Origin of the sequence: Micromonospora sp. NBC_00860 (assembly GCF_045207375.1) — a bacterium.
In the GTDB taxonomy this organism is placed as follows: Bacteria; Actinomycetota; Actinomycetes; order Mycobacteriales; family Micromonosporaceae; genus Micromonospora; species Micromonospora vinacea.
In genome coordinates, this window is record NZ_CP108825.1 from 926,495 (window position 1) to 948,932 (window position 22,438).

A 22,438-nucleotide genomic window follows, 5' to 3' on the forward strand; every position below is an offset into this window, starting at 1 on the left:
AGTGGCTCTGGTTCCACCTCCCTCCCTGTGGCGGGGCGATGGCTGACGACGGCGTCCGGGCTGGCCCGTCGTCGGCCCTCGGTCTGGTTCCCTGGGCCCGTCAGAGACGACCCCAGCGATCTTCTTATGGAACCTTGTCGATGGAAGCGCTCCCATCGACCGATGTTGCGACTGTAACGCCCGTCACGCCTTTGTGAAAGACCCAAAACGAGATCGAAACAAGGAGCTGATCCGGCGCTCCGTGCGCTTGTTGTGGGAGCGCTTCCATGGCACACTGTCGATTCGACGCGACACGAGCCACATCGCGTGAGTGCGGGTCCACCGAGGGCAACCGGCAGCACCAGCTCCGGTCACGGTCACCCGATCAGCCGGCGGGACCCCCTCCCGTGCGGGCCGCACCGCCCAACCCCGGCCGGGCCCGGGGAAGACAACCTTCCCGGCGCCTCGACATCCCCGTGGACCACCACCCTCGCGGGCAGGCGCCTCGCCGGGGACCATCCCGGCCTGGTCCGAGGAGACACCGCGCACATGAGACAACTGGCACGACGCCGTCGAGTGGCGATAGTCGCCGCCGCCGCGCTCGCCATCGGCGGGGTGACCCTGCCCGCTGGCGCTGCACAGGCCGCGCCCGCCTGCGACGTGGTCTACGCGACCAACGACTGGAACACCGGCTTCACCGCCAACGTCACCATCAAGAACCTGGGCGACCCGGTCAGCAACTGGACGCTCAAGTGGACCTTCCCGAACAGCGGTCAACGCGTCACCCAGGGCTGGTCGGCCCGGTTCAGCCAGACCGGCAGTGAGGTCACCGCGACCAACGAGTCGTACAACGGCAACCTCGGCACCGGGGCCTCCACCACCATCGGCTTCAACGGCGCCCACACGGGCAGCAACCCGAAGCCCACCTCGTTCACACTGAACGGCACCCCCTGCAACGGCACCCCGGCCAACCGGCCGCCGACGGTCTCCCTCGGCCTGCCGGCCGGGCCGTTCACCGCGCCGGCCGACGTGCCGCTGACCGCCACCGCCAGCGACCCGGACGGGACGATCAGCAAGGTCGAGTTCTACCGCAACGGCCTGCTGATCAACACCGACACCAGCGCCCCGTACTCCTACACCCAGGAGGACCTGCCGGCCGGCAGCTACACCGTCCAGGCCAAGGCGTACGACAACGCCAACGGCATCGGGGTCGACGAGAAGGCGTTCACCGTCGGGGCCGCCAACGGCCCGACACTGGTCGCCACCCCGTCCGCGGTGAGCGTCGCCGAGGGTGGCAGCGCCACCTTCAACCTGAAGCTCAGCGCCGCCCCGACGGCCAACGTGCCGGTCACCCTCACCCGCACCGGTGACACCGACGTCACGGTCTCGCCGGCCACCGCCACGCTGACCCCGAGCAACTGGAACACCGGGGTCACCGTCACGGTCGCCGCGGCGGAGGACACCGACACCGTCGGCGGCGCCGCCACCATCACCGCCTCCGCCACCGGTCTCGCTTCGCTGGCGGTCAGCGCCACCGAGATCGACAACGACACCCCAGGCGGCGACAACGCCTACACCGCGAAGTTCCTCGAGCAGTACGGCAAGATCAAGAACTCGGGCTACTTCAGCCCCGAGGGCGTGCCGTACCACTCGGTGGAGACGCTGATCGTCGAGGCGCCCGACCACGGCCACGAGACGACCTCCGAGGCGTTCAGCTTCTGGCTCTGGCTGGAGGCCTACTACGGCAAGGTCACCCAGAACTGGGCCCCGTTCAACAACGCCTGGACGGTGATGGAGAAGTACATCATCCCCACGCACGCCGACCAGCCGACCGCCGGCTCCGCGGGGACGCCGCAGTACGCCGCGGAGTACAACCTGCCCAGCCAGTACCCGTCGGCGCTGAACCCGAACGTCTCGGTCGGTCAGGACCCGCTGCGCTCGGAGTTGCAGTCCACCTACGGCACCGGCGACATCTACGGCATGCACTGGCTGATGGACGTCGACAACACCTACGGCTTCGGCCGCTGCGGTGACGGCACCACCAAGCCGGCCTACATCAACACCTTCCAGCGGGGCACCCAGGAGTCGGTGTGGGAGACCGTTCCGCAGCCCTCCTGCGACACCTTCGAGCACGGCGGTCAGTACGGCTACCTCGACCTGTTCGTCAAGGACACCGGCGCCCCCGCCAAGCAGTGGAAGTACACAAACGCCCCGGACGCCGACGCCCGCGCCGTGCAGGCCGCGTACTGGGCGCTGACCTGGTCCAAGGCGCAGAACAAGCAGGCCGATGTCGCGGCCACCATCGCCAAGGCCGCGAAGATGGGCGACTACCTGCGGTACGCGATGTTCGACAAGTACTTCAAGAAGATCGGCAACTGCGTCGGGGCGAGCACCTGCCCCGCCGGCAGCGGCAAGGACTCGGCGCACTACCTGCTGTCCTGGTACTACGCCTGGGGCGGCGCGTACGACGCCAGCCAGAACTGGTCCTGGCGGATCGGCTCCAGCCACAACCACTTCGGCTACCAGAACCCGTTCGCGGCCTGGGCGCTGACCAACACCCCAGAGCTGAAGCCGCAGTCGTCGACAGCGGTCGCCGACTGGACCAAGAGCTTCGAGCGGCAGCTGGAGTTCTACACCTGGCTGCAGTCCGCCGAGGGCGGCATCGCCGGTGGCGCCACCAACAGCTGGGACGGCAGCTACGCCCAGCCGCCGGCCGGCACCAGCACCTTCTACGGCATGTTCTACGACGTCGACCCGGTCTACAACGACCCGCCGTCGAACCAGTGGTTCGGCATGCAGGCATGGTCGATGCAGCGCATCGCCGAGCTGTACCAGCAGACCGGCAACGCGAAGGCCAAGGCGCTGCTGGACAAGTGGGTGCCCTGGGCGATCGCCAACACCACCCTCGGCACCAACTGGTCGATCCCGTCGGACATGGCGTGGACCGGCCAGCCGACCACCTGGAACCCGTCCAACCCGCAGCCCAACACCGGCCTGCACGTCGAGGTCATCAGCAAGGGCCAGGACGTCGGTGTCACCGCCGCCTACGCCCGGATCCTGATCGCGTACGCGGCCAAGTCGGGCAACGTGGCGGCGAAGGACACCGCCAAGGGGCTGCTCGACGCGCTGTCGGCCGCCAGCGACGCCAAGGGTGTCTCCACCACCGAGAAGCGTGGCGACTACCGGCGCTTCGACGACGTCTACAACGCGTCCACCGGGCAGGGCCTCTACGTCCCGTCGGGCTGGACCGGGACGATGCCGAACGGCGACGCCATCGCCGCCGGCAAGAGCTTCCTCGACATCCGGTCCTTCTACAAGAACGACCCGGACTGGCCCAAGGTGCAGGCGTACCTGGACGGTGGTGCGGAGCCGAGCTTCAACTACCACCGGTTCTGGGCGCAGGCTGACGTAGCCATGGCGTACGCCGACTACGGCAGCATGTTCCCGAACGGCTGAGACGACCCGGGGTGGGTGGCGTGGACCGCCCACCCCGGGGTCCGGCCCGGGTCCGGGGAACGACGGACCGGGGCTGGCAGACGGCCTGACACCCACGGTCAGGCCGGGGTGGGCCGGCCATCTGGCCGACGCAGCGGATCGGTCGGCCCACCCCACCGCCCGGACTGGAGCCAGCCGCGAAAAAGCCCAGAAATTCGGGCCGTCGCGGGATCACACCGAGGTCCGTGACGGAGTAACGTACGTCACCGGAGAGGCCGCTCCCCCCGTGGCGGCCTCTCCACTTTTTTGCCCCGAGCACGGCCGTCGCCGATGAGATCAGTTGGGTGGCGCGACCGGGTGACGCAGCCCCGGATGCCCGGCCGGCAGCGAGCGCCGCAGCACCACCCAGCTCAGCGCCAGCGCCGCGGCGACCAGCGGCCAGGTCAGCGCCACCCGGGCCACCACCAGCGCGAGCACCTGCCCACCCAGGTAGAGCGGCACGAACACGGCCAGCCGCAGCAGGTAGGTCGCCGTCCACACCCAACTGGCCCGGCCGTACCCGCGCAGCAGTGCCGGGTCGCGCCGCCACCCGGCGCGTTGGCCCAGCACCGCGCCGACCAGCACGCCCAGCAGTGGCCAGCGCACCACGATGCTGACCGCCCACGCCAGAGCGCTCGCGGCGTTGGACAGCACCTGGATCAGAAAGAAGTTCTCGGCCCGGCCGGTGCGCACCGCGATCAACGCCGCGACGCAGACGGCCAACAGTCCGATCAGCACCGAGCGCGGCCGGTCGCCCCGACGTAGCCGTACGCCGGCCACCACCGCGCCCACGGCCAGCGCCGCGCCCACCCCGCCCCACAGCGACTCGCCGCCCAGCACCCAGCCCGCCGCGAACGCCAACGGCGGCAGGGTGGCGTCGATGGCGCCGCGCCGCCCGCCCAGCAGATCCGTCAGCGACTCGGCCCGCGCCGGCCCTCCCGGACCGGTGCCGGCGCCGGCCGGCGCCGGCGCTCCCGGGCCCCGGTCGTCGCTTCCGCGCTGCTCCGGACCGGGTTCGGCCGGGCCGCTGTCGCGCTCCGGTGTTCCGCTCACCACCGCCTCCTCGCCTCCGGCACAACCTAACCGGCGGTTGGTGGCGGGCCACCGCTCGGACCGCCGACACCTGCCGCTACGGTGTGCGGATGCGCGCGACGGCACGGGGTTGGACCGCGGTCTGGTTGGTCGTACTGGCCCTCGTCCAGGCGGCCGCCTTCCTCGCCGTGTGGCGAGTGGCCGTGCACCTCGAGATCGGCCAGTGGGTGGACACTGTCGCCCTCACAGGCAACCGGATCGGGCAGGACACCATCGACGGTCCGGTCGACCGGCTCCTCAACGCGATGTCGGTGGTCTCGCTGCTGGCCGCCACCGCGACGATCGGGTTCATCGCGCTGATCCGGGGACGGATCGCCCTGGCGATCACGGCGACCCTCCTGATCGCCGGAGCGAACGTCACCACCCAACTGCTCAAGTACGGCCTGAACCGGCCCGACTACGGTCTCGACCCGGAACGCGCCGCGGTGGGCAACAGCCTGCCCAGCGGACACGCCACGGTGGCCGCCTCGGTGGCGGTCGCGCTGATGCTCGTGCTGCCGCGCAAGGTGCGGGCCGCCGGCGCCTTCATCGGTGCCGGCTACGCCGCCGCAGCCGGTGTCGCCACCCTCTCCGCCGGCTGGCACCGGCCCAGCGACGCCGTCGCCGCGTACCTCGTGGTGGGGGTGTGGGCGGCGTTGGCGGGGCTGCTGCTGTTGGTCACCCAGCGGGAGCAGGCCGAGATCGCCCCCGGCGACGCGCACCGGGTCGCGGTGCTGGTGCTCGGGCTCGGCGGTGTGCTCGCCCTGGTTGTCTGCGGGCTCTCCCTGTCCTGGCTGCTCGACCTGCGCGGGATCGGGCCGGAGGAGCTGGCCCGCCGCCCCCTCTTCGTCGGGTACGCGGGCAGCGCCACCGGGATCGCCGGCACGATGGCAGTGGTGATGGCGTTGACGCTCACCGTCGTGCACCGGCTGGTGCCCCGGGTGAAGGGCTGAGCGGGCCGGTGGAGCCGGTCCTCGCGGCGTTCTCCGCCGAGTGCGCGCAGCTCACCGGGGTTCTGGCCGAGCTGGTCGACGCCGACCTCGATCGGCCCACCGAATGCCCTCCGTGGACGGTCCGGGACCTGATCGGACACATCCGCACCGGGGCCGGCCGGCTGACCGACATGCTCGCCGCGCCGGCCCCGGCCCGCGCCGAGGTGGACGCCGCCGGCTACTTCGGCGCGGCGAAGTTCACCCCGGAGGTGGACGCCGACCGGATCGCCGGCGGCCAGCGGGACGCGCCACGGGTGGACCGGACGGCGCTGGCGACCGAGTTCGACAGGGCGTGGCGGGCCACCGAGGCGGCGGTCGCCGCCGCGCCGCCCGACCGGGTGGTGCGAACCCGGCATGGCGACGCGATGCGCCTCAGCGAGTTCCTGCGGACACGGGTCGTCGAGGTGGGTGTGCACGGGCTGGACCTGGCCTCCGCGCTGGGCCGGCCGCCATGGCTCACCCCAGTCGCGGCCGTCGTCATCGCCGACCTGCTCACCGGTGGGCGACAGACACCGGCCGGGTTGCGCTGGGACCGGCTGACCCTGATCCACAAGACCACCGGCCGGGCGACGTTGACCGCTCCGGAACGGGCCGCGATCGACGCGTCCGGCTTCCGCTGGCTCGCCTTCGGCCGCTGAACCCGGGCTCTTGCGGGCCGCGGCCGCTGCTGGCGCTGGCCTGTCAGCTCGCGGAGCGAGGGGCGGGGACGTGCGGGGCGACACCACGCAGGTGCGTCAGCACCACCGGGTCGATCCGCCCCGGCACCAACCGCTCCTCCAGGTTCTCCAACCCGGCCCAGGAGACCAACGCCGCCTCCGTGCCGCCCTCCTGCACCGGATGGCCCAGCGCGCCGAGCAACGCCGCCACCTCGGCGGCGACCGCGCCGCTCAGGTCGAGCAGGGTGGCCGGGTCGGGCCGGCCGAACAGCATGGTGTGCACAGCGAGCAGGCGGCCCAACTCGGCGACCGGGTCCGGATGGTCGTCCACGCGAAGGTCGACCACCACGTCGCTGGTGCCGCCGTACCCGCCGCCGCGCTCGACCACCAGCAGGCCGGCGCTCTGCCGGCCACGCCGGTCGCCGCCGGCCTCGTCGCCGGCCCGCAACGCGGCGACCAGCCGCTCGGCGAACGGCAGTGTCGTTCCCGCCTGCCAGGCCGCGCCGAGGGCGTCGACGACCTCCGGACCGGTGAGCACGTTGCCCTGCGCGGCCCAGCCGTCACCGGTCCGCCCGCCGGCCCACGGGTGGCAGGCCGGCCCGGTCCAGGTGGCGCCCGAACCGCTGGCCCCCACGACGCCGAGTTGGCGGTGCTCCCGCTCGGGGTCGGCGGCGATCAGCCCGGCCACCACGTCGGCTGCGGCCACCCCGGTCCGCAGCAGGGTGAGGCCCTGCGGGCGGTAGGCGAGGTTGACGTGCGCCTGGGTTGCCAGCGCGCCCACCTCGGCGGCGGCGGCCGGCACCAGTGCCCCGGCGGCGAGGAACTTGCTGGCGACGGCCACGCCGTGCAGGCGGCCGTCGGCGGAGCGGGCGACGAGCGAGAAGGTCACCGGCCGAGAGTAGCCGTCCGCGCCGGCGCGACATCGGCGCGCGAGGCTCAGAACGGTGGCGCGGCGGCCTCCGGTGGGGCGCCGTGGGCCCGCCGGACGTCGGCCACCGCGACCGCGGCCAGCACCACCACCCCGACCGCAGTCGCGACCACCCCGGGCAGGTACAGCAGCGGCACCGACGAGGCCACCAGCACCGCGAGTGCGATCCACCGGGACGGGGAGATCCGCCCGAACACCTCGTATTCCAGGCGGGCCCGCCCGGCCAGGAACAGCGCCGGACCGCCGAGCACCATGGTCAGCCACGGCCCCGAGATCCGCTCCAGCGGATGTTCGATGATCAGCTCGTACCCGATCGCGGTGGCAGCGAGACCGATCACCATCAGCAGGTGGGTGTCGGCCGCCGAGCGGCCGATGCTGGCGGGGTGGCGGGCCTTCATCACCGCCTCGCCCAGGATCCGCCCGGCGCGCTGCACGTAGATGCGCCACAGCATGATCGAGGTGGCCAGCGCCAGCGCGAACGCCCACACGTGCCCCGACTCGTACGGCCCCCGGCTGTACGCGAAACCCGCCACCAGGATCGTCTCGCCCAGCGCGACGAGGAAGAACTGCTGGTACCGCTCGGCCAGGTGCTCCCCGGCGATATCCCACCTGGAGATCGTCGAACGACCCAGGCCGGGCACCGGCCAGCCACAGCGGGCGGCCAGGTATTCGATGACCAACGCCGCCGACCAGAACACCACCTGCGCGTTGGTGCTCAGCATCGCGCCGCTGATCCACAGCACCCCGGTGGCGGCAAAGACCACCGCCATGCGCACCTTCAACCGGCGGTACGGGTGCGGTCCCAGCGCGATCGACAGGATCACCGGCCGGGTCAGCTGCGCGACCACGTACGCCACCGCGAACATCAGCGCGGTCTCGCTGAACGCGCGAGGGACCGCCACCCCCATCACCATGCTGCACACCAGGGCGGTGAGCACCACTGTCTGCAACGACACCCGGTACGGGTCGTACCGGCTGGTCGTCCACGCGGTGCCCTGCCACACCGCCCAGAGCGCGAGCAGCAACAGCAGTGTCTTGCCGCCGCCGGTGACCGTTCCCCAACCGTGCTCGCGGCCCGGTTCCAGGGTCAGATCCTCGAACGCGCGCGCTGAGATCCGGGTGAGCGCGAAGACGTACACAAGGTCGAAGAAGAGTTCCAGGAACGTCGCCCGGCCGGGTGTGGCAGCGGCCGGGACCGGTTCCAGGTGCCCCGCTGCCCTGGAAGCCATGGTCAGCGGCCTGCGCCGTCGGTCCGGTCCACCTCGAATGGGTAGCACTTCCCACCGGGGCGCACGGCTGGAAACCGGCGATTCTGCCCAACCCGGGGATCTTGCTCGGACCCGCGTCAACGGGCACGATCGACCGGTGACGAATCGATGGGGCATGACGGTGCCGCTGGGCGGGATCGCACTGGCGCAGCACGACGCGGCCTACGCGGCCCTCGACCGGGCCGGGTTCACCGACGTCTGGTCGTCCGAGGTCGCCGGAACCGACGCGTTCACCCCGTTGGCGCTCGCCGCGGCCTGGCAGCCCGGGCTGCGGCTGGGCACCGCGATCACACCGGTCTTCACCCGGGGGCCCGGGCTGTTGGCGATGAGCGCGGCGGCGCTGGCCGAGGCCGCGCCGGGCCGGTTCGCGCTGGGCATCGGCGCGTCCTCACCCGTGCTCGTAAGGGACTGGAACGCCGTGCCGTTCGACGAGCCGTTCCGCCGCACCCGCGACGTCCTGCGGTTCCTGCGCGCCGCGCTGGCCGGCGAGACCGTCGACGAGGCCTACGACACGTTCACCGTCCGCCGGTTCACGCTGGAGCGACCGCCGGCGGTGCCGCCACCGATCCTGCTCGCCGCGCTGCGCCCGGGGATGCTCCGGCTCGCCGGCGCGGAGGCCGACGGGGTCATCCTCAACTGGCTCAGCGCCGACGACGTACCGCGTGCCCTCGCCGAGTTGGGCGAGCGGCGCGCCGGCTTCGAGGTTGCCGCCCGGATCTTCGTCTGCCCCACCGAGGACGCCGCCTACGCGCGGGCGCTGGGCCGCCGGCTCATCACCAGCTACCTCACCGTCCCGGCGTACGCCGAATTCCACCGCTGGCTCGGCCGCGACGAGACGCTCGCGCCCATGTGGGCGGCCTGGGCCTCCGGTGACCGGCGCGGCGCCAGCGCGGCGGTGCCCGACGAGGTGGTCGACGCGCTGGTGCTGCACGGCTCACCGGAGCGCTGCCGCGCCGAGGTGCGCCGCTACGCCGACAACGGGGTGGACGTGCCGATCGTCGCGCTGCTGCCCACCCCCGAGGTCACCGCCGGCGGCGCGAGCGAGCTACTCAGCCTCATCGCCCGGTTGGGCACCAACCCCGTAGGAGTTTCCGCGTGAACCTCACCGACCGGATCGTCGTGGTCACCGGCGGGGCCGGCGGCATCGGTGCGGCGCTGTCGCGCCGGTTCGCCGCCGAGGGCGCCGCCGCCGTGGTGGTCGCCGACCTGGACGCCGACGCGGCCGACGCGGTGGCCGACAGCATCGGCCCGGTCGCGCACGCCATCGCCCTCGACGTCACCGACGAGGAGCAGGTCCGCGACCTGGTCGCCGACACCGAGGAGCGGTACGGCCGGATCGACCTGTTCTGCGCCAACGCCGGGGTGACCACCGGCGGGGGAGTGGAGGTCGACGACGCCGGTTGGGACCGGGCGTGGCGGGTCAACGTGCTCGCCCACGTCTACTCCGCCCGCGCGGTGCTGCCCGGGATGCTCGCCCGCGGCGGCGGGCACCTGCTGCACACCTGCTCCGCGGCCGGTGTGCTGACCGCTGTGGGCGACGCCGCGTACACCGCGACGAAGCACGCCTCGGTGGGCTTCGCCGAGTGGCTGGCCATCACCTACCGGGACCGGGGCATCCGGGTCAGCGCGCTCTGCCCGCAGGGGGTGGACACCCCGATGCTCGCCGACGGGCTCGCCGAGGGTCACCTCGGCGCCCGGGTGGTCGCCGCGTCCGGTGCGGTGCTCACCCCGGACCAGGTCGCCGACGCGGCCATCGCCGGGCTGGCCGAGGAACGTTTCCTGATCCTTCCGCACCCCGAGGTCGCCGACTATGCGCGCCGCCGCGCCGAGGACCCGGACGGCTGGCAGGCCGGCATGCGCAAACTCATCCGACGGCTGACCGCCTGACCCGCTACCGCGCCGGAACGCGTCCGGTGGCCAGGAGATGGGCGCTGGAACTGATCAGCGCCGGCTCGCTGCTGTAGAGCCCGGCGAGGTCCAACGCGGCGGCGAAGACGGTGTCGGACGCCGGCCCGTTCGCCGCCGCCTCCGCCGCCGTCCAGGCCGGGCCCTCGACCCCGTGTACGACGACATCGGTCAGCCCGGCGGCCGCGTACTCGTCGGTGATCTCCTCGACCCGGTGGAAGTAGGCGTGGGTGAAACCGATCCGCGGATCGTTGACGCCGTCGCTCAGCAGCGCCCTGGCCTCGTCGAGCAGCCTCTCGTCGAGTCGTCCGGTGGCCGCGAAGTCCAACGGGCCGGCGAAGCGGGAGATGACGGCGGCCACGACGAGACCGCCGGGGCGGGTGACCCGGACCGCCTCACGGAGGGCCTGAAGCCGGTCGTCACGGCGTACCAGGTGGTAGAGCGGGCCCAGCAGCAGCGCGGCGTCATACCCGTTGTCGGCGTCGGGAAGCGCACGGGCGTCGCCCACCTGCGCCTCGACCGGAGGGTGCCCGTCGCGGGCCTGCGCGACGTGGCTCGGCACCAGGTCCACGAGGCGGACCTGGTAGCCGGCGGCGACGAGGGCCCGCGCGTACTCGCCGGTGCCCCCACCGATGTCCAACACCCGGGCACTCGGTGCGGGCAGGAGATCCCGCAGGAGCTGCGTCGTGCGGATCCACTCCAGTCGCGCCTGCGGGCGGGCGGTGAGCCGTTGATCCTCGCGGTAGCGCTGCGTGTAGTAGTCGACGATGTCGCTCGAATGCTGATCCACGCTCTGATGGTCACCGGTGTGCGGTGCGCGGGCCAACGGATTTCACCCGTCGAGCGGGCCGGTCATGACTGCTGCCGTACGGCGGTCACCAGGGTCATCCGCCGGGGTGCGGGTGCCTGGCGCACGTCGCGGAAGCCCGCTTCGGTGAGCTGGTCGGCGACCCATTCCGGGTCGATGCGCAGCTTGCGGTAGGAACTGGCGGACAGGGCCCAGTCCCGTTGGCCGGTCCGTTGATGGAGCAGGTCGTGGACGGTGACGACGTCGGGCTCGTACTCCAGGAAGCAGGTCAGGATCGCGTCGTCGTCGGCGTGCACCGGGATGAACCGGCTCGTCCCGGTGAGGCTCGTGGTGAGGTCACGGAAGCTGAGCACGAGGCGGCCGCCCGGAGCCAGGGCGGCGGACAGGTCGACGAAGAGTTGGGTGACGGCCCGGCGGTCCGGCAGGTGGGTGAGCGTGTCTCCCATGCATACCGCCAGCTCGGCCGCGCCGGCAGGAAGGCTCGCCGCGACCTGGCTCAGGTCATCGTGGACGGCGCGGATCGCCGGATGGTCACTGGCGTGCAGTTCCAGTTCGGCGAGGAGCTTGGCGCTGCTGTCGACCGCCAGGATGTTCGGATATCCCATCCTGGCCAGTGCGACCGACTGGAAACCCGAGCCGCAGCCGAGGTCGACCGCGAGGCCGCTGCCGTTCGGTACCCCGACGCCGGCCCGACGCAGAGCATCGAGCTGCTCCTCGACGAGGGCCGGGTAGGGCGCGTCGAACATCCACGTGTAGTGGTCGGCGAGAAAGCCGTCATAGTGCGGGTTCATCAGCGCTCCACCCCTGCTTGGCAGTTGGCCTTTGAGTAGTTCACAGGCTCAGGGACGGGGCCATCCCCCAGCGCCGGGAGCGCACTCCCCTGTGCAGGGGAGGAGACGCCCGTCGGTGTTGCCGCCGTGCTCCTGCTCATCGGGGGGAGCGGCGGGCGCGGCGCAGGGGAGTGGGGTGCACGGACCAGATGAGGCGGCGCCACCAGGGGCGCGCGGAGCGCAGGGTGGCCACGTAGGCGGTGGCCACCTCGGCGGCGCGAGCCGCCTGGTCGGGCGTCGCGGCGCCGGGGGCGAAGCCCACCTGATTGAGCAGGGCCGCCAACTCGTCGACCGCCGGGCTGGACGCGTCTGCCGCCGCTGTGCCGCCGGTGGGCGCGACGGCCTCCGGGTCGGCGGTCGTGTCGTCGCCGGTCGTGCCCGCCCGGGCGTCGGCGAGGGTCTGGCGGGCGTGCCCGGCGACCTCGGTGGCGGCCAGGTCGTCCCCGACCGGTCTGCCGGCCAGCCGGAGCGCGTCGGTGACCTCCCGCCAGGCGCCGGCGATGCGCTGGCCGGGGTCGCCCCGCACGAGCCGGCTGCGGGTGAGGGAGCGGCGCATTGCCAGCAGGGTGAGCAGAAGTGCCCCCACCACCAGCAGCAGACCGCCGCTGCCGCCAGCGACCAGCACCGGGGTGGAAACCCCGTCCGGGCCGGGCGGGGCGTCGGCGGCGGCCACCGGCTCCGGTGAGGCGCTGGGCTCCGCTGTCGGTGCCGGGGCCTCCGACGGCGGCGGGTCCTCCGGCGTCGGGCGGAAATCCTCCTCCACCGGTCGCGGCTCGTCGTTCGGGCGGGGCAACGGGTCGAACGCCACCCAACCCAGCCCGTCGAAGAGCACCTCCGGCCAGGCGTACGCGTCACCGGCCAGCACCGGCCCCTGCCCGCTGGTCCGGAAGCCCACCACCACCCGCGTGGGCAGCCCGGAGAGCCGGCCGAGGACCGCGAACGCCGCCGCGAACTGCTCCGAGGTGCCCTCCTGGCCGCCGCCGTTGCGGGGCCCGAACAGGAAGAAACCCAGGTTCGGGTACGCGTGCCCGCTCGGCGCGTCCGCCACCACCCGGTAGTGCTCGGCCAGGAACTGCTCGATCGCCGACGCCCGCGCGTACGGGGCGCCATTCTCCTCGGCGAGTTGGGTGGCCAGCCGGCGCATCGGGTCGGGCACCCCGTCCGCGACCCGCAGCACCCGGGCCACCTCGTCACCGGCGGGCACGTTCGCGGTGGCCAACAGGTTGGAGTCCGGTCGTTCCTCGGCGGAGGTCACCGTGTACCGCAGCCCCGGCGTCAGCCCCTCCGGCCGGATCAGCGTCCCGCTCGCCGGGTCGTACGCCACCCGCGCCCCACTGACCTCCCGGGGCGTCGCCACGGCGGGCAGCAGCCGACCGCTCAACTCGGCCACGCTGATCTGCTGCCGGACCGTCTGCACAGTGCTGTCCTGGGCGGCAGTCGCGGCCGGCAGGATCCGCCCGGCGTTGCGGTACGTCGCGCCGACCCGCCAGGTCACCCCGTCGTAGTCGCTGAGCACCGCCAACCGGATCCGCACACTGCGCGCGGAGTCCGCCGCCGGGTCGGCCTCGGGCGGTGCGTCGGGGCGTTCCGTGCTCACGTCGAGGAGCTTCTGCTCCGGGTGCAGCGCCCAGCCGGAGATCCGGATCAACGGGTTCTCGTCGAGCGTCTGCACCTGCGGCGGCTCCACGTACCGGCGTGGGTCCACCGGCCGGCCGTCGACCTGCTCGGCGACGACCGGGCCGAGCAGCGCGACCAGCCCGACCACCACTGCCACCCCGAGCGCCGCGCTGGTGGCCAGCCGCAGCCGCACCGCCGCGCGTACCCGGGGGGTCAGGTCGGCGGTCGGATCGCCGCCACCCGGCGCCGTCCCGGTGGGGGTGGCCAGGCCGAGGGCCGCGACCGCGACGAACACCAGCGTCGACCCCACCGCCGGTTCGGCGTTCGGGCCGACCACGTAGAGGGCGGCGGCGTACAGCCCCGCCGCCGGCAGGTAACCCAGCAGCACCCGGCCGGTGCGCAGCGCCACCTCCGCGCCGGTGAGCCCGGCCAGCCAGGCGGCGACGACCGGCACCAGCACGGTGTCCGGTGTGGGTTCCACCGGGATCATCGCGGTGAGCAGCCGGGGGATGCCGTTGCGGGCGGCGTCCGCGGTGACCTCCAGCAGGCCGCCCGGCAACTCCGCGCGGGTCGCGGCGAGCCGCAGCGACCACAGTGTCCAGCCGGCCATCGCGGCGACCGACACCGGCGCCACCAGCCATGACGGCAACCGGCGGGCGGCCACGCTGACCAGCACCGAACCCGCCGCCGCGCCGATGACCAGCCAGGTCAGCAGGCCACCGGCGTACACCCGACCGAGTACCACCCCGGCGAGCGCCGTCAGCCCGATCAACGCCAGTGGCAGGACCGCCGCCCGCAGCACCCGCACGGCGACCGTCACCACCGGCGTACCCCGTCCCACTCGGCGGCGAACTGCGCGCCGTCCGCGGCGTCGACGACCACCAGACCGGCGGTGCCCGGCGGCGTCGGCTCGGCCGCGCCGAACACCCCGACCATCACCGACGGGTACGCCCCGCGCAACGCCCCGACGTGCCCCAGCTCGTCCCGGCCACCCGGGCCGGTCAGGAAGATCAGCGTGTCGCCGAGGCGGTCCTGCCGCAGCCGGGTGGTTGCTGCCCGCACCGCGTCACCATCGTCGGACAGTTCGGCGGCGGCGAGCCGGTCCAGCGGCCCGAGCGCGCCGTCGGCCTCGCCGTCGGGTGTCGTGACCTGCGCCGGCTCCGCGGCGACCAACAGCAACAGCACCGGCAGGTCGGCGCGGTGCGCGGCGGTGACGATCGACGCCGCCGCCTCACAGGCCGACTCGAACGACTCCGCCACCCCGCCGACCCGCTGCGGGTGCGCGGCGACGCGATTGTCCAGCAGGACGACCAGGCGCGGCAGGCTGGTGTCCACGTTCTCCCGCACCATCAGCTCACCCACCCGGGCGCTGGTGCGCCAGTGCACCCGCCGCAGTTCGTCGCCGACCACGTACTCCCGCAGCGAGTCGAACGTGATCGACCCGTGCGGGACCCCGTCCACCCGGCCGTCGAGGCTGCGCCCCGCGCCTCGGGGCACCGCCGTCAACGGATGGATCCGGGGGTGCACCCAGACCGGCACCGCCGCACCGTACGGGCGGGCCAGCGCCACCAACCCCAGCGGGTCGCGTCGGGTCACCCGCAGCGGACCGACCGGCACCACCCCGCGACGGTCGGTCGGCACGTCGTAGCGGACCTCGGTGTCCCGCCCGGGTCGCAGGCGCAGCACCGGCACCGGCACGGCCCGCGCCCCGCACCGGTCCTCGGCCAGCAGGTTCGCCGACCGCAGCCGCCCGGTGTTGCGCACAGCCACCGTCATGCTGGCCGGCTCGCCGCGCGCCACCCGGTCCGGGTCCGCGTGGCGGGTCACCGTCAGCCGGGGCCGCCAGGCCGCGACCAGCGCGGCGTAGCCGACGGCCGCGCCGGCCGCCGCGCCGAGCAGCGTCAACTCGGGGTACGCGAACCGGAAACCCGCCCCCAGCAGCACCACGGCGGCGACGAGCAGCCCGACCCCACGGGCGGTGATCCCCATCGCGCTGCTGCCGGTCAGCCCTGCACCGGAGCGGGTTGCCCCGACGGCAGCGGCACCGGCACCGAGGCGACGGCCTGACGCAGCACCTCCGGGGCGGTCATCCCGCGCACCTGGGCGTCCGGGGTGAGCAGCAGCCGGTGCGCGAAGACCGCCTCGGCGAGCGCCCTCAGGTCCTCCGGCATGATCCAACCCCGCCCGTCGATCAACGCGTACGCGCACGCCGCGCGGGTCAACGCGATCACGCCCCGAGGGCTGACCCCGACGCGCACCTGCGGGTGGGTGCGGGTGGCCGCAGCCAGCCGGACCGCGTACGCGTAGAGCGGCTCGGCGATGTGCACCCGGCGGGCCATCCGGACCATCTCGCCCACGGTGGCGGTGTCGGTGACCGGCGCGAGCGCCTCGGGAGACCGCACCGTCGCGCCGCGCAGCACCTCCACCTCGACCGCCTCGTCCGGGTACCCAACGGAGAGCTTCACCAGGAAACGGTCCAACTGCGCCTCGGGCAGCCGGTAGGTGCCGTCCATCTCCACCGGGTTCTGGGTGGCCACCACCAGGAACGGCGACGGCACCGGGTGCCGGACCCCGTCCACTGTGACAGTGCGTTCCTCCATCACCTCCAGCAGCGCCGACTGGGTCTTCGGCGACGCCCGGTTGATCTCGTCGGCGATGACGATGTTGGCGAAGACCGGCCCCGGATGAAACTCGAAGTCCCGGGTCGCCTGGTTGAAGATCGTCACACCGGACACGTCGGAGGGGAGCAGGTCTGGCGTGAACTGGATACGCCGCCACTCACCCTTCACCGTGGCGGCGATGGCACGTGCCAGGGTCGTCTTACCGACCCCGGGCACGTCCTCCAGCAGCACATGACCCTGGGCGAACAGCGCGGTCAGCGCCAGCCGCACCACCTGCGGCTTGCCGAGCACCACCGCGTTGACGTTCTCGGCCAGCCGGGCGGCCAGGGCGGCGAAACCCTGCACCTCCGGCTGGGTGAGCGGCTCGTGGGTGTTCACGGTCGGTGGTGCTCCTCGCCTGGTGTCCTCAGCAGGTGGGCAGGACGTTGATGTTGTCGCCGCCCTCCAGGTTGAGCCAGGCCCAGGGGATGTAGTTCTTCCCGTCGAAATCGACCTGCACCCACCAGGTGCTGCGCTTCTGATTGTTGTAGATCCACGAGTCGACGTCCTCGCCGGACTTCTTGCAGTACGCCTGGAGCCGGCGGCCCGGCTTGGCCCAGCCCACCTGCTTGTCGTTGTCCTGCCGAGGGACGGAGAAGACCTCGTTGCCGTTGCGCTTGTCGGCAATCTCCCTGTTGCAGTAGGTGCGCTGGTCGCCGTCCGGGCCGTTGTTGCAGGTCGCGATCCCGTACAGCGGCTGCGTCTTCTGGGCCCGCGTCGCGGTGCCCTTGCCGGCGGCGTTGCTCGCCGTCACCGTGAACGTGTAGCTGGTGCCCGGCGTCAGGCCCGTCATCGTGATGCTGGAACACGCCCCGGCCTTCGCCGGTTCGCCCGTCGTGGTCAGCGTGCAGGTGGCCTTGCCGCCACCGGCGTCCACTGTGAACGCCACCGTCGCCCCGGTGGCCGTCGACGATGAACTGGTCACCGTGACCCGTGGCTCGGCCACCGTACGGGCGGTGGCGGTGGCCTCCGCGCCCGGCCCCGCCTCGTTGACCGCCTTCACCTTCACCGTGACGTTCTGGCCGTTGCCCAACCCGGTGACTGTCGTGCGGGTGTCGGTCACCTCGCTGACCCGCCCACCGACGTCCACCAGGTACTTCGTCACCGGCCGCCCGTTGGCTTCGGCCGGCGCCCACTGCACCGTCACCGCACCCGGCTGGTTGGCGACAGTGCCGGCGCGCAGGTCGAGCGGTCGACCGGGCGCCGCGAAGGGCACCACGGTGTTGCTGACCGGAGACGACGCCGACCCGGCGCCCTTGCTGTTGACCGCCACCACCGTGAACGCGTACTGGGTGCCGAACTCCAGCTCACCGGCGGGCACCACCAGCTCCGTTTTGGTCGACTCGCCGGCCGGCGCGTTCGTCCCCGCCGAACTGGCCGTCACCGCGTACCTCGCGATGGTGTTGCCCTGCCCGTTCGCCGCCGGCCACTTCACCAGCACCGTGCCGTCGGGGCGTTCCTGCGCGGTGACGCTCGCCGGCGGGTCGGGCACCGCGGCGGTCGGCGTCACCGGGTTGCTGGTGCGCGACGGGCCGTCGCCCTTGGCGTTGACGGCGTGCACAGCGAACCGGTACGTCTCGCCGTTGGTCAGGCCCTTGACCTCCACCGCCCGCTGGTTGGCGCCCACCTGCACACGCTGGCCGGCGCCCTCCACCACGTACTTGATGATCTCGGCGCCGTTGGCGGCGGCCGGCCGCCAGCTCACCCGCGCCTGGGCGTTGCCGGCGGAGGCGGTGACGCTGCGCGGCGCGCTCGGCTTGCCCACCCGCGGCTTCTTCGGCGGAGGCGGCGGCGGGGGAACCGGCGGCGGGTCGCCCCCGAGCACGTCGTTGGCGTACTTGTTGACCTCGCGCACCTGGTGCTTGTCGTCCACCACCCGGGCGGTCGCCGAGTCGGGGGAGTTGATGAACAGGTGATTCTCCCGGACCTCCAGCTCCAGCGGCCCGTTGGCCCGCCCACGGATGGTCTCGACCAGCTGACCCGCCGCGTCGAAGGAGTAGATGGTGCCGGTGGCCTCGTCGGCGCAGTAGAACCGGTTCGCCCAGGCCACCGCCGGGCTGAGCCGATCCCCCTCACCCGGCACGGTGAACCCGCTCTCCTGCCCACCGTCACCCACCAGCAGCACCCGCCGCTCGGCGGTCACAGTGACCGGCACCCGAGCGCCGCTGGTACGCGCGGGCAGCGCCGCCGGACCGGACAGCGTCAGCGGCGTCGGGTGAACCTCACCGTGCTGCACCCGCACCAGCTTCCCGGCCGTCCGGTCGAGCACCGCCACCCCGTCGTCCAGGGTGGAGACCACCAGCTCGTGGCTGGCGTCGGCGACGTCGTACGACTCGACCCGCTGCGGGCTGAGCCCGGCGCCCGCGGGCGCGGCCGACGCCGGCGCAGACGGCAGTGTGGCAGCGGTGATCGCCGAGACGGTGCCCTCGCTGGGCACCGCGATCCAGAGTCGACCCTTACCGTCGAAGGTGCCGCCGGTGATGCCGGGCGGGTAGCGCACCGGCTCGCCGACCGGCGTCAACGATCGCGGGTCGAGCTGCCGGACGATGCCCTGCACGGCGTCGACGACGAACGCCGCGTCCTCGTGCAGGGCCACACTGACGCCCAGGCCGGGGGTGGTCCGGGTGGTCGCGCTGAGCTGGAGGGTGGCCAGATCCAGGGAGCTGACCTGCCCCGTCTGCAGGTCCCGCAGGAGCAGCAGCCGGTCGGTCTGGGTGATCTGCATCGGATGCTGCCGGGCGCCGGGGATCTCGGTGCGGGTGTCCACCCGGGCGGTGACCCCGTTGACCCGGGCCAGCTCGCTGCGCGCCGTGCTCCACAGCCAGGAACTCGCGTCGTAGTTGGCCACCGCGTTGTCCGCCGCACCCAACCCGAGGACGGTCAGCCCCATGGCGACCAGCAGCGCGGACACCGTGCCGACGGTCACCAGCCCGCCGCGCAGCCGGGACCGGGAGCGGGGGGCCTCGGCCTGTACGGCGTCGTCGATGCTGGCCACAGCCGGCTGCCTCCCTGAGTTGTGGCAGGTGGCGCGCCTCGCGGCGACCCCTCCCCTGAGCCGGGTGCCATCATATGGCGCTGGTCGTGGCGGGGGAACCCGCACCGTCACCCCTGTGGATACCGAGCGTGTGCGTTGTGGACGTCCAGCTCAGACCCATGTCGCCGCGGTTCTCGCTCGACTCAGCGCGGCGACGGTCGACCCGACGGCTCCCCGCTCGACGTGGCCTTGCGTTCCCGGGCGGTGCAAACCTGCCCGGAAGTCGCAAAGCTGTCAGTGGAGTAGACCGCCAACACGGTGAAACAGTGATCCACTCGGGAGTTCAACCCGTTGACCGTGTAGCTGGTCCGGCCCGGGTCCACGGTGGCGATCACGCCCAACGCCTGCCCGGCCCGGCCGGCCGCAACCATGAACGGCACCGCACCGCCGGTCGGGTCCGTCCAGGTCAACGTGATCGTTGTCGAATCGTCCCGCAACGTCAGGTCGCCCGGCGCCGGCCCGGTCGCCGTCGGTGCCGGCGCCACGGCCGTCGGCGTGGTCCCGGCCGGCGGCGGGTCGTCGCGGGTCAGCACCACCGCACCCAGACCCGCCACCGCCACGACGGCCACCCCGGCCGCCACGACCGCGCCGATCACCGCCGCCCGGCTGCGGCCCGTCGACCCACCACCATCGGCGTACGCCGGCCGGTACGGCTCCGGCGCCGGGTGGTACTGCTGACCCGGGTACGGCGTCTGGTGCTGGCCCTGGGCGTACGGCGTCTGGGATGGCTGCTGGTGGTACTGCTGGACCGGTGGCGGCGCGGCCGGCGGCGCCAGTGCCGGGTCAGCGCCGACGCCCGGTGACCAGGCCGGCTGTCCGACGAAGCTCGGCTGCCCGGCGACGGCGCCTGCCTGAGCGACGCTCGGGTTCTCCGCGGCGGCGGTGACGTTCGCCGGCGAGGGGGTGGGGTTCGCGTGGGCGGCCGTCGAGGCGGGCTGGGTGGCAGCTCGCCAGCCCGGACTGGCCTCGACCCCAGCCGGGCCGTCATGCGCCGGAACGGACGGCAACACCACGGTCTGGTCGGAGAGCGCGCTACGGGCCTGGTGAGTGGGCCCCACCGGGGCGTCGAGGATGCCCAGCCCGGGGTCACCGTCCGCACCGGTGCCGCCCGTGTCCATCATGGTCTGCCCGGCGGACGTGCTCTTCCCGGCGGTCGTGGCCTGCCCGACGGTGCCGGCCTGCGCAGCCGCCGTGGTCTGCGGTGTCGTGGCGGGGGTGGGGGAGTCGGCAGCTGGATCCGGCAGAGGCTGTGATGGGGCGCTGCTGCTCCAGGGCGGTGCGGTCAACCCCCACGGCGGCACGGGTGGTGCGCTCACCGGAGGCGCGGAGACGGGTGGCCCGTAGGGCGGCCCGGAGACAGGCGACCCGAAACCAGGCGGCGCGGACACCGGGTAGGTGTGCCCGGGTGGTGCGGAGACGGGTAGGCCGTAGCCGGGTGGCGCCGAGACGGGCTGGCCGTGGGTGGGCGGTCCGGAGACGGGTGGGCCGTAGCCGGGCGGTGCAGAGACCGGGTACGGCTGCGCCGGTGGGCCGGAGACCGGGTACGGCTGGCTGGGTGGAGCGGAGACCGGATGCGGGGTGACCGGCGGTGCGCTGATGGGCTGGACCGGTGGCCCACCCACCGCAGACGCCGGCCCAGGGTGGTCAACGCTCGCAGAGGGCCTGCCCGACGATGTCGCCTCGGCGCCGGACACATTGTGCGATCCGCTCGGCGCTGTTGGTCGGGCGGCGGCTCGGGCGGCCTCCTCGGCGAGTAGGGGCTCGATCTGCCGTACCCGGATCGTGGGGTTGTCCCAACGAGGTGCCGGCACCGCCGGTGTCGCCGGAGAGGAGGTCGACGCCGAGGGTGGCACGTCGACCACCGGTGGGGTCGACTGGTCACCCACCCGCTGACGGGGTGCCACGGCTGGCCCGGACGGCTGAGGGTGCGGTGACCGCTGCCCGGCCTGCGTTGTCGGCGGGTCGTCAGCCCTCGGCCGGGACGGTTGCGCGTCGGGGTGTTGCCGGGGCAGCGTCGCGTGCCCGGGCGGTTGCTGGTCGACGCCCGCCGGTCCGGGTAGCTGCTCGTTGGCGCGTTGACGGGGTGGCATCGCGCGCTCGGGTGGTTGCCGGTCGGCGTGCTGAAGCGGCGGTTGCGCATTCGTGGGGGGGTGCCCGCTGACGCGTGAGCCGAGCGGCATCGCATTCGCCGACGGTGGCGCGTCGGCGCGCGGGCGCGGCGGCATCGCGGGCGTAGGTGCGGCCGTCGGTGGGCCGGGCTGCGCTGGCGCGTTCGAGGAGGCTGCCGGCTGAACGGGCGTCGCCCGAGAGGCGGGAACAGGTGCCGCAGTGGCGGTGCTGGGCGGCGTGGGGGTGGCTGGTGCGCGTACCTCTGGAGGGGTTGGTGGGGGCGTGGCCGGCGGTTGCGGCGGCGCCCACTGTGAGACGGCGGGCTGTGGGCCACCGGCTGATGGTGGGCCACCGGCGGAGGGCCGCATCGCGGCGAGGGTCGCAAGCGACAGCGTCGGGCCGGAGAGCGCCGACCGGGCATCCGGCTCGGTCATCGGGGCGGCCAGGGCTGGACCGGGCGTCTGCGCGGGGTGCTGCTCGCCCGGCGTCGACGCGGGCGGGCCCAGATAGGCGCGGGCGGCGCGTACGACCGGGTGGTTCTCCCCGAGCGCGGCGGGCCCGGCGGTGGCGACGCGGGTGTAGTTGCGGCGGGCCTCGTGCCGGTTGCCGAGCTCCTCCGCTACCTCCGCAAGTTCGAAGGCGAGCGCGAGCATCAGCGGATCGGAATGCTCCCAGCGCCGCTCGCCCGCCGCGAACGCCTCCTCCAACACCCGGCGGGCGGCGAGCGGGTCGTCTGCCTCCCGGTGTAGCCGTGCCAGCAGATGTGCGGTGTGCAGCACCTCGGGATGGTCGTCACCGTACGGCGGGGGTGCGGATTCGGCGGCCTCCGCGAGCAGTTGCCGGGCGGCGCTGAGGTCGCCCGCGGCGCGCAGGGCGAGGGCTCGGTGCTGGGCGGCTGCCAAGGGGGAGGGATGGGACACGTGGCAATGCTGCCGTCACAGGGCTGCCGGACGCTACCCGGACACGCCCCGATGGTGTGTCGGTGCGGCCGTTCGAGGCGGCCTGAGCAGCGGCGGAAGCGCCAGGGGAGAGGTGCCGGAAGGCGATGTGCATGATCCACGGGTGGCGTGTACAGTAACTCCCCGTGCGGCCCGCCGCGCCGACCAC

General features: G+C 73.3%; 15 protein-coding genes. 5 read left to right on the top strand and 10 right to left on the bottom strand.

Translation table 11 applies throughout. The features are described 5' to 3' along the window. The first annotated feature begins 528 nt into the window (after positions 1 to 528). The gene (locus tag OH804_RS04265) at positions 529 to 3,435 is read left to right on the top strand and encodes a glycoside hydrolase family 48 protein (protein WP_406062871.1); all 2,907 of its coding nucleotides are present in this window, start codon (positions 529 to 531) and stop codon (positions 3,433 to 3,435) included. Positions 3,436 to 3,750: 315 nt separating this feature from the next. Here OH804_RS04265 and OH804_RS04270 read toward each other — a convergent pair whose 3' ends face one another. Beyond that, positions 3,751 to 4,359, bottom strand: a complete 609-nt coding sequence (locus OH804_RS04270; RefSeq protein WP_406066421.1) for a DUF3159 domain-containing protein — start codon at positions 4,357 to 4,359, stop codon at positions 3,751 to 3,753. A gap of 230 nt (positions 4,360 to 4,589) precedes the next feature. Here OH804_RS04270 and OH804_RS04275 point away from each other — a divergent pair, with 230 nt between their 5' ends. Both OH804_RS04275 and OH804_RS04280 read left to right on the top strand, forming a co-directional pair. Then, complete coding sequence (locus OH804_RS04275) at positions 4,590 to 5,477, top strand: phosphatase PAP2 family protein (protein ID WP_406062872.1); 888 nt, start codon at positions 4,590 to 4,592, stop codon at positions 5,475 to 5,477. Between the two features lie 8 nt (positions 5,478 to 5,485). Next, entirely contained in the window at positions 5,486 to 6,154 is a 669-nt protein-coding gene (locus OH804_RS04280; protein ID WP_406062874.1) for a maleylpyruvate isomerase N-terminal domain-containing protein, read from the top strand. Positions 6,155 to 6,197: 43 nt separating this feature from the next. Here the strand turns inward: OH804_RS04280 and OH804_RS04285 are convergent, their stop codons facing one another. Both OH804_RS04285 and OH804_RS04290 read right to left on the bottom strand, forming a co-directional pair. Beyond that, entirely contained in the window at positions 6,198 to 7,061 is an 864-nt protein-coding gene (locus OH804_RS04285) for a DUF1028 domain-containing protein (RefSeq protein ID WP_406062876.1), read from the bottom strand. A gap of 47 nt (positions 7,062 to 7,108) precedes the next feature. Further along, positions 7,109 to 8,329, bottom strand: a complete 1,221-nt coding sequence (locus OH804_RS04290; protein WP_406062878.1) for a low temperature requirement protein A — start codon at positions 8,327 to 8,329, stop codon at positions 7,109 to 7,111. Between the two features lie 154 nt (positions 8,330 to 8,483). On the opposite strand from OH804_RS04290, the gene OH804_RS04295 reads away from it, so the two are divergent. Together OH804_RS04295 and OH804_RS04300 are read left to right on the top strand one after the other, a co-directional pair. Further along, positions 8,484 to 9,467: an LLM class F420-dependent oxidoreductase gene (locus OH804_RS04295; protein ID WP_196925057.1), complete on the top strand. Its 984-nt coding sequence runs from the start codon at positions 8,484 to 8,486 to the stop codon at positions 9,465 to 9,467. Beyond that, complete coding sequence (locus tag OH804_RS04300; protein WP_196924254.1) at positions 9,464 to 10,255, top strand: SDR family oxidoreductase; 792 nt, start codon at positions 9,464 to 9,466, stop codon at positions 10,253 to 10,255. Before OH804_RS04295 ends, OH804_RS04300 begins: the two co-directional genes overlap by 4 nt. Before the next feature lie 4 nt (positions 10,256 to 10,259). Here the strand turns inward: OH804_RS04300 and OH804_RS04305 are convergent, their stop codons facing one another. From OH804_RS04305 to OH804_RS04335, 7 genes are all read right to left on the bottom strand, one after another. Continuing rightward, the gene (locus tag OH804_RS04305; RefSeq protein WP_406062880.1) at positions 10,260 to 11,063 is read right to left on the bottom strand and encodes a class I SAM-dependent methyltransferase; all 804 of its coding nucleotides are present in this window, start codon (positions 11,061 to 11,063) and stop codon (positions 10,260 to 10,262) included. Positions 11,064 to 11,125: 62 nt separating this feature from the next. Further along, entirely contained in the window at positions 11,126 to 11,872 is a 747-nt protein-coding gene (locus tag OH804_RS04310; protein WP_196924252.1) for a bifunctional 2-polyprenyl-6-hydroxyphenol methylase/3-demethylubiquinol 3-O-methyltransferase UbiG, read from the bottom strand. Between the two features lie 136 nt (positions 11,873 to 12,008). Beyond that, complete coding sequence (locus OH804_RS04315; protein WP_307788780.1) at positions 12,009 to 14,351, bottom strand: transglutaminaseTgpA domain-containing protein; 2,343 nt, start codon at positions 14,349 to 14,351, stop codon at positions 12,009 to 12,011. Beyond that, the gene (locus OH804_RS04320) at positions 14,345 to 15,517 is read right to left on the bottom strand and encodes a DUF58 domain-containing protein (protein ID WP_406062883.1); all 1,173 of its coding nucleotides are present in this window, start codon (positions 15,515 to 15,517) and stop codon (positions 14,345 to 14,347) included. The genes OH804_RS04315 and OH804_RS04320 overlap by 7 nt, the downstream gene beginning before the upstream one ends. A 14-nt stretch (positions 15,518 to 15,531) precedes the next feature. Next, positions 15,532 to 16,527 (bottom strand): AAA family ATPase, encoded by a 996-nt coding sequence (locus OH804_RS04325; RefSeq protein WP_406062885.1) that lies wholly within the window; start codon positions 16,525 to 16,527, stop codon positions 15,532 to 15,534. Between the two features lie 28 nt (positions 16,528 to 16,555). Further along, the gene (locus OH804_RS04330) at positions 16,556 to 19,183 is read right to left on the bottom strand and encodes a fibronectin type III domain-containing protein (protein WP_406062887.1); all 2,628 of its coding nucleotides are present in this window, start codon (positions 19,181 to 19,183) and stop codon (positions 16,556 to 16,558) included. Positions 19,184 to 19,365: 182 nt separating this feature from the next. Beyond that, positions 19,366 to 22,251, bottom strand: coding sequence for a tetratricopeptide repeat protein (locus OH804_RS04335; protein ID WP_406062889.1), 2,886 nt, complete (start codon positions 22,249 to 22,251; stop codon positions 19,366 to 19,368). Positions 22,252 to 22,438: the final 187 nt, after the last annotated feature.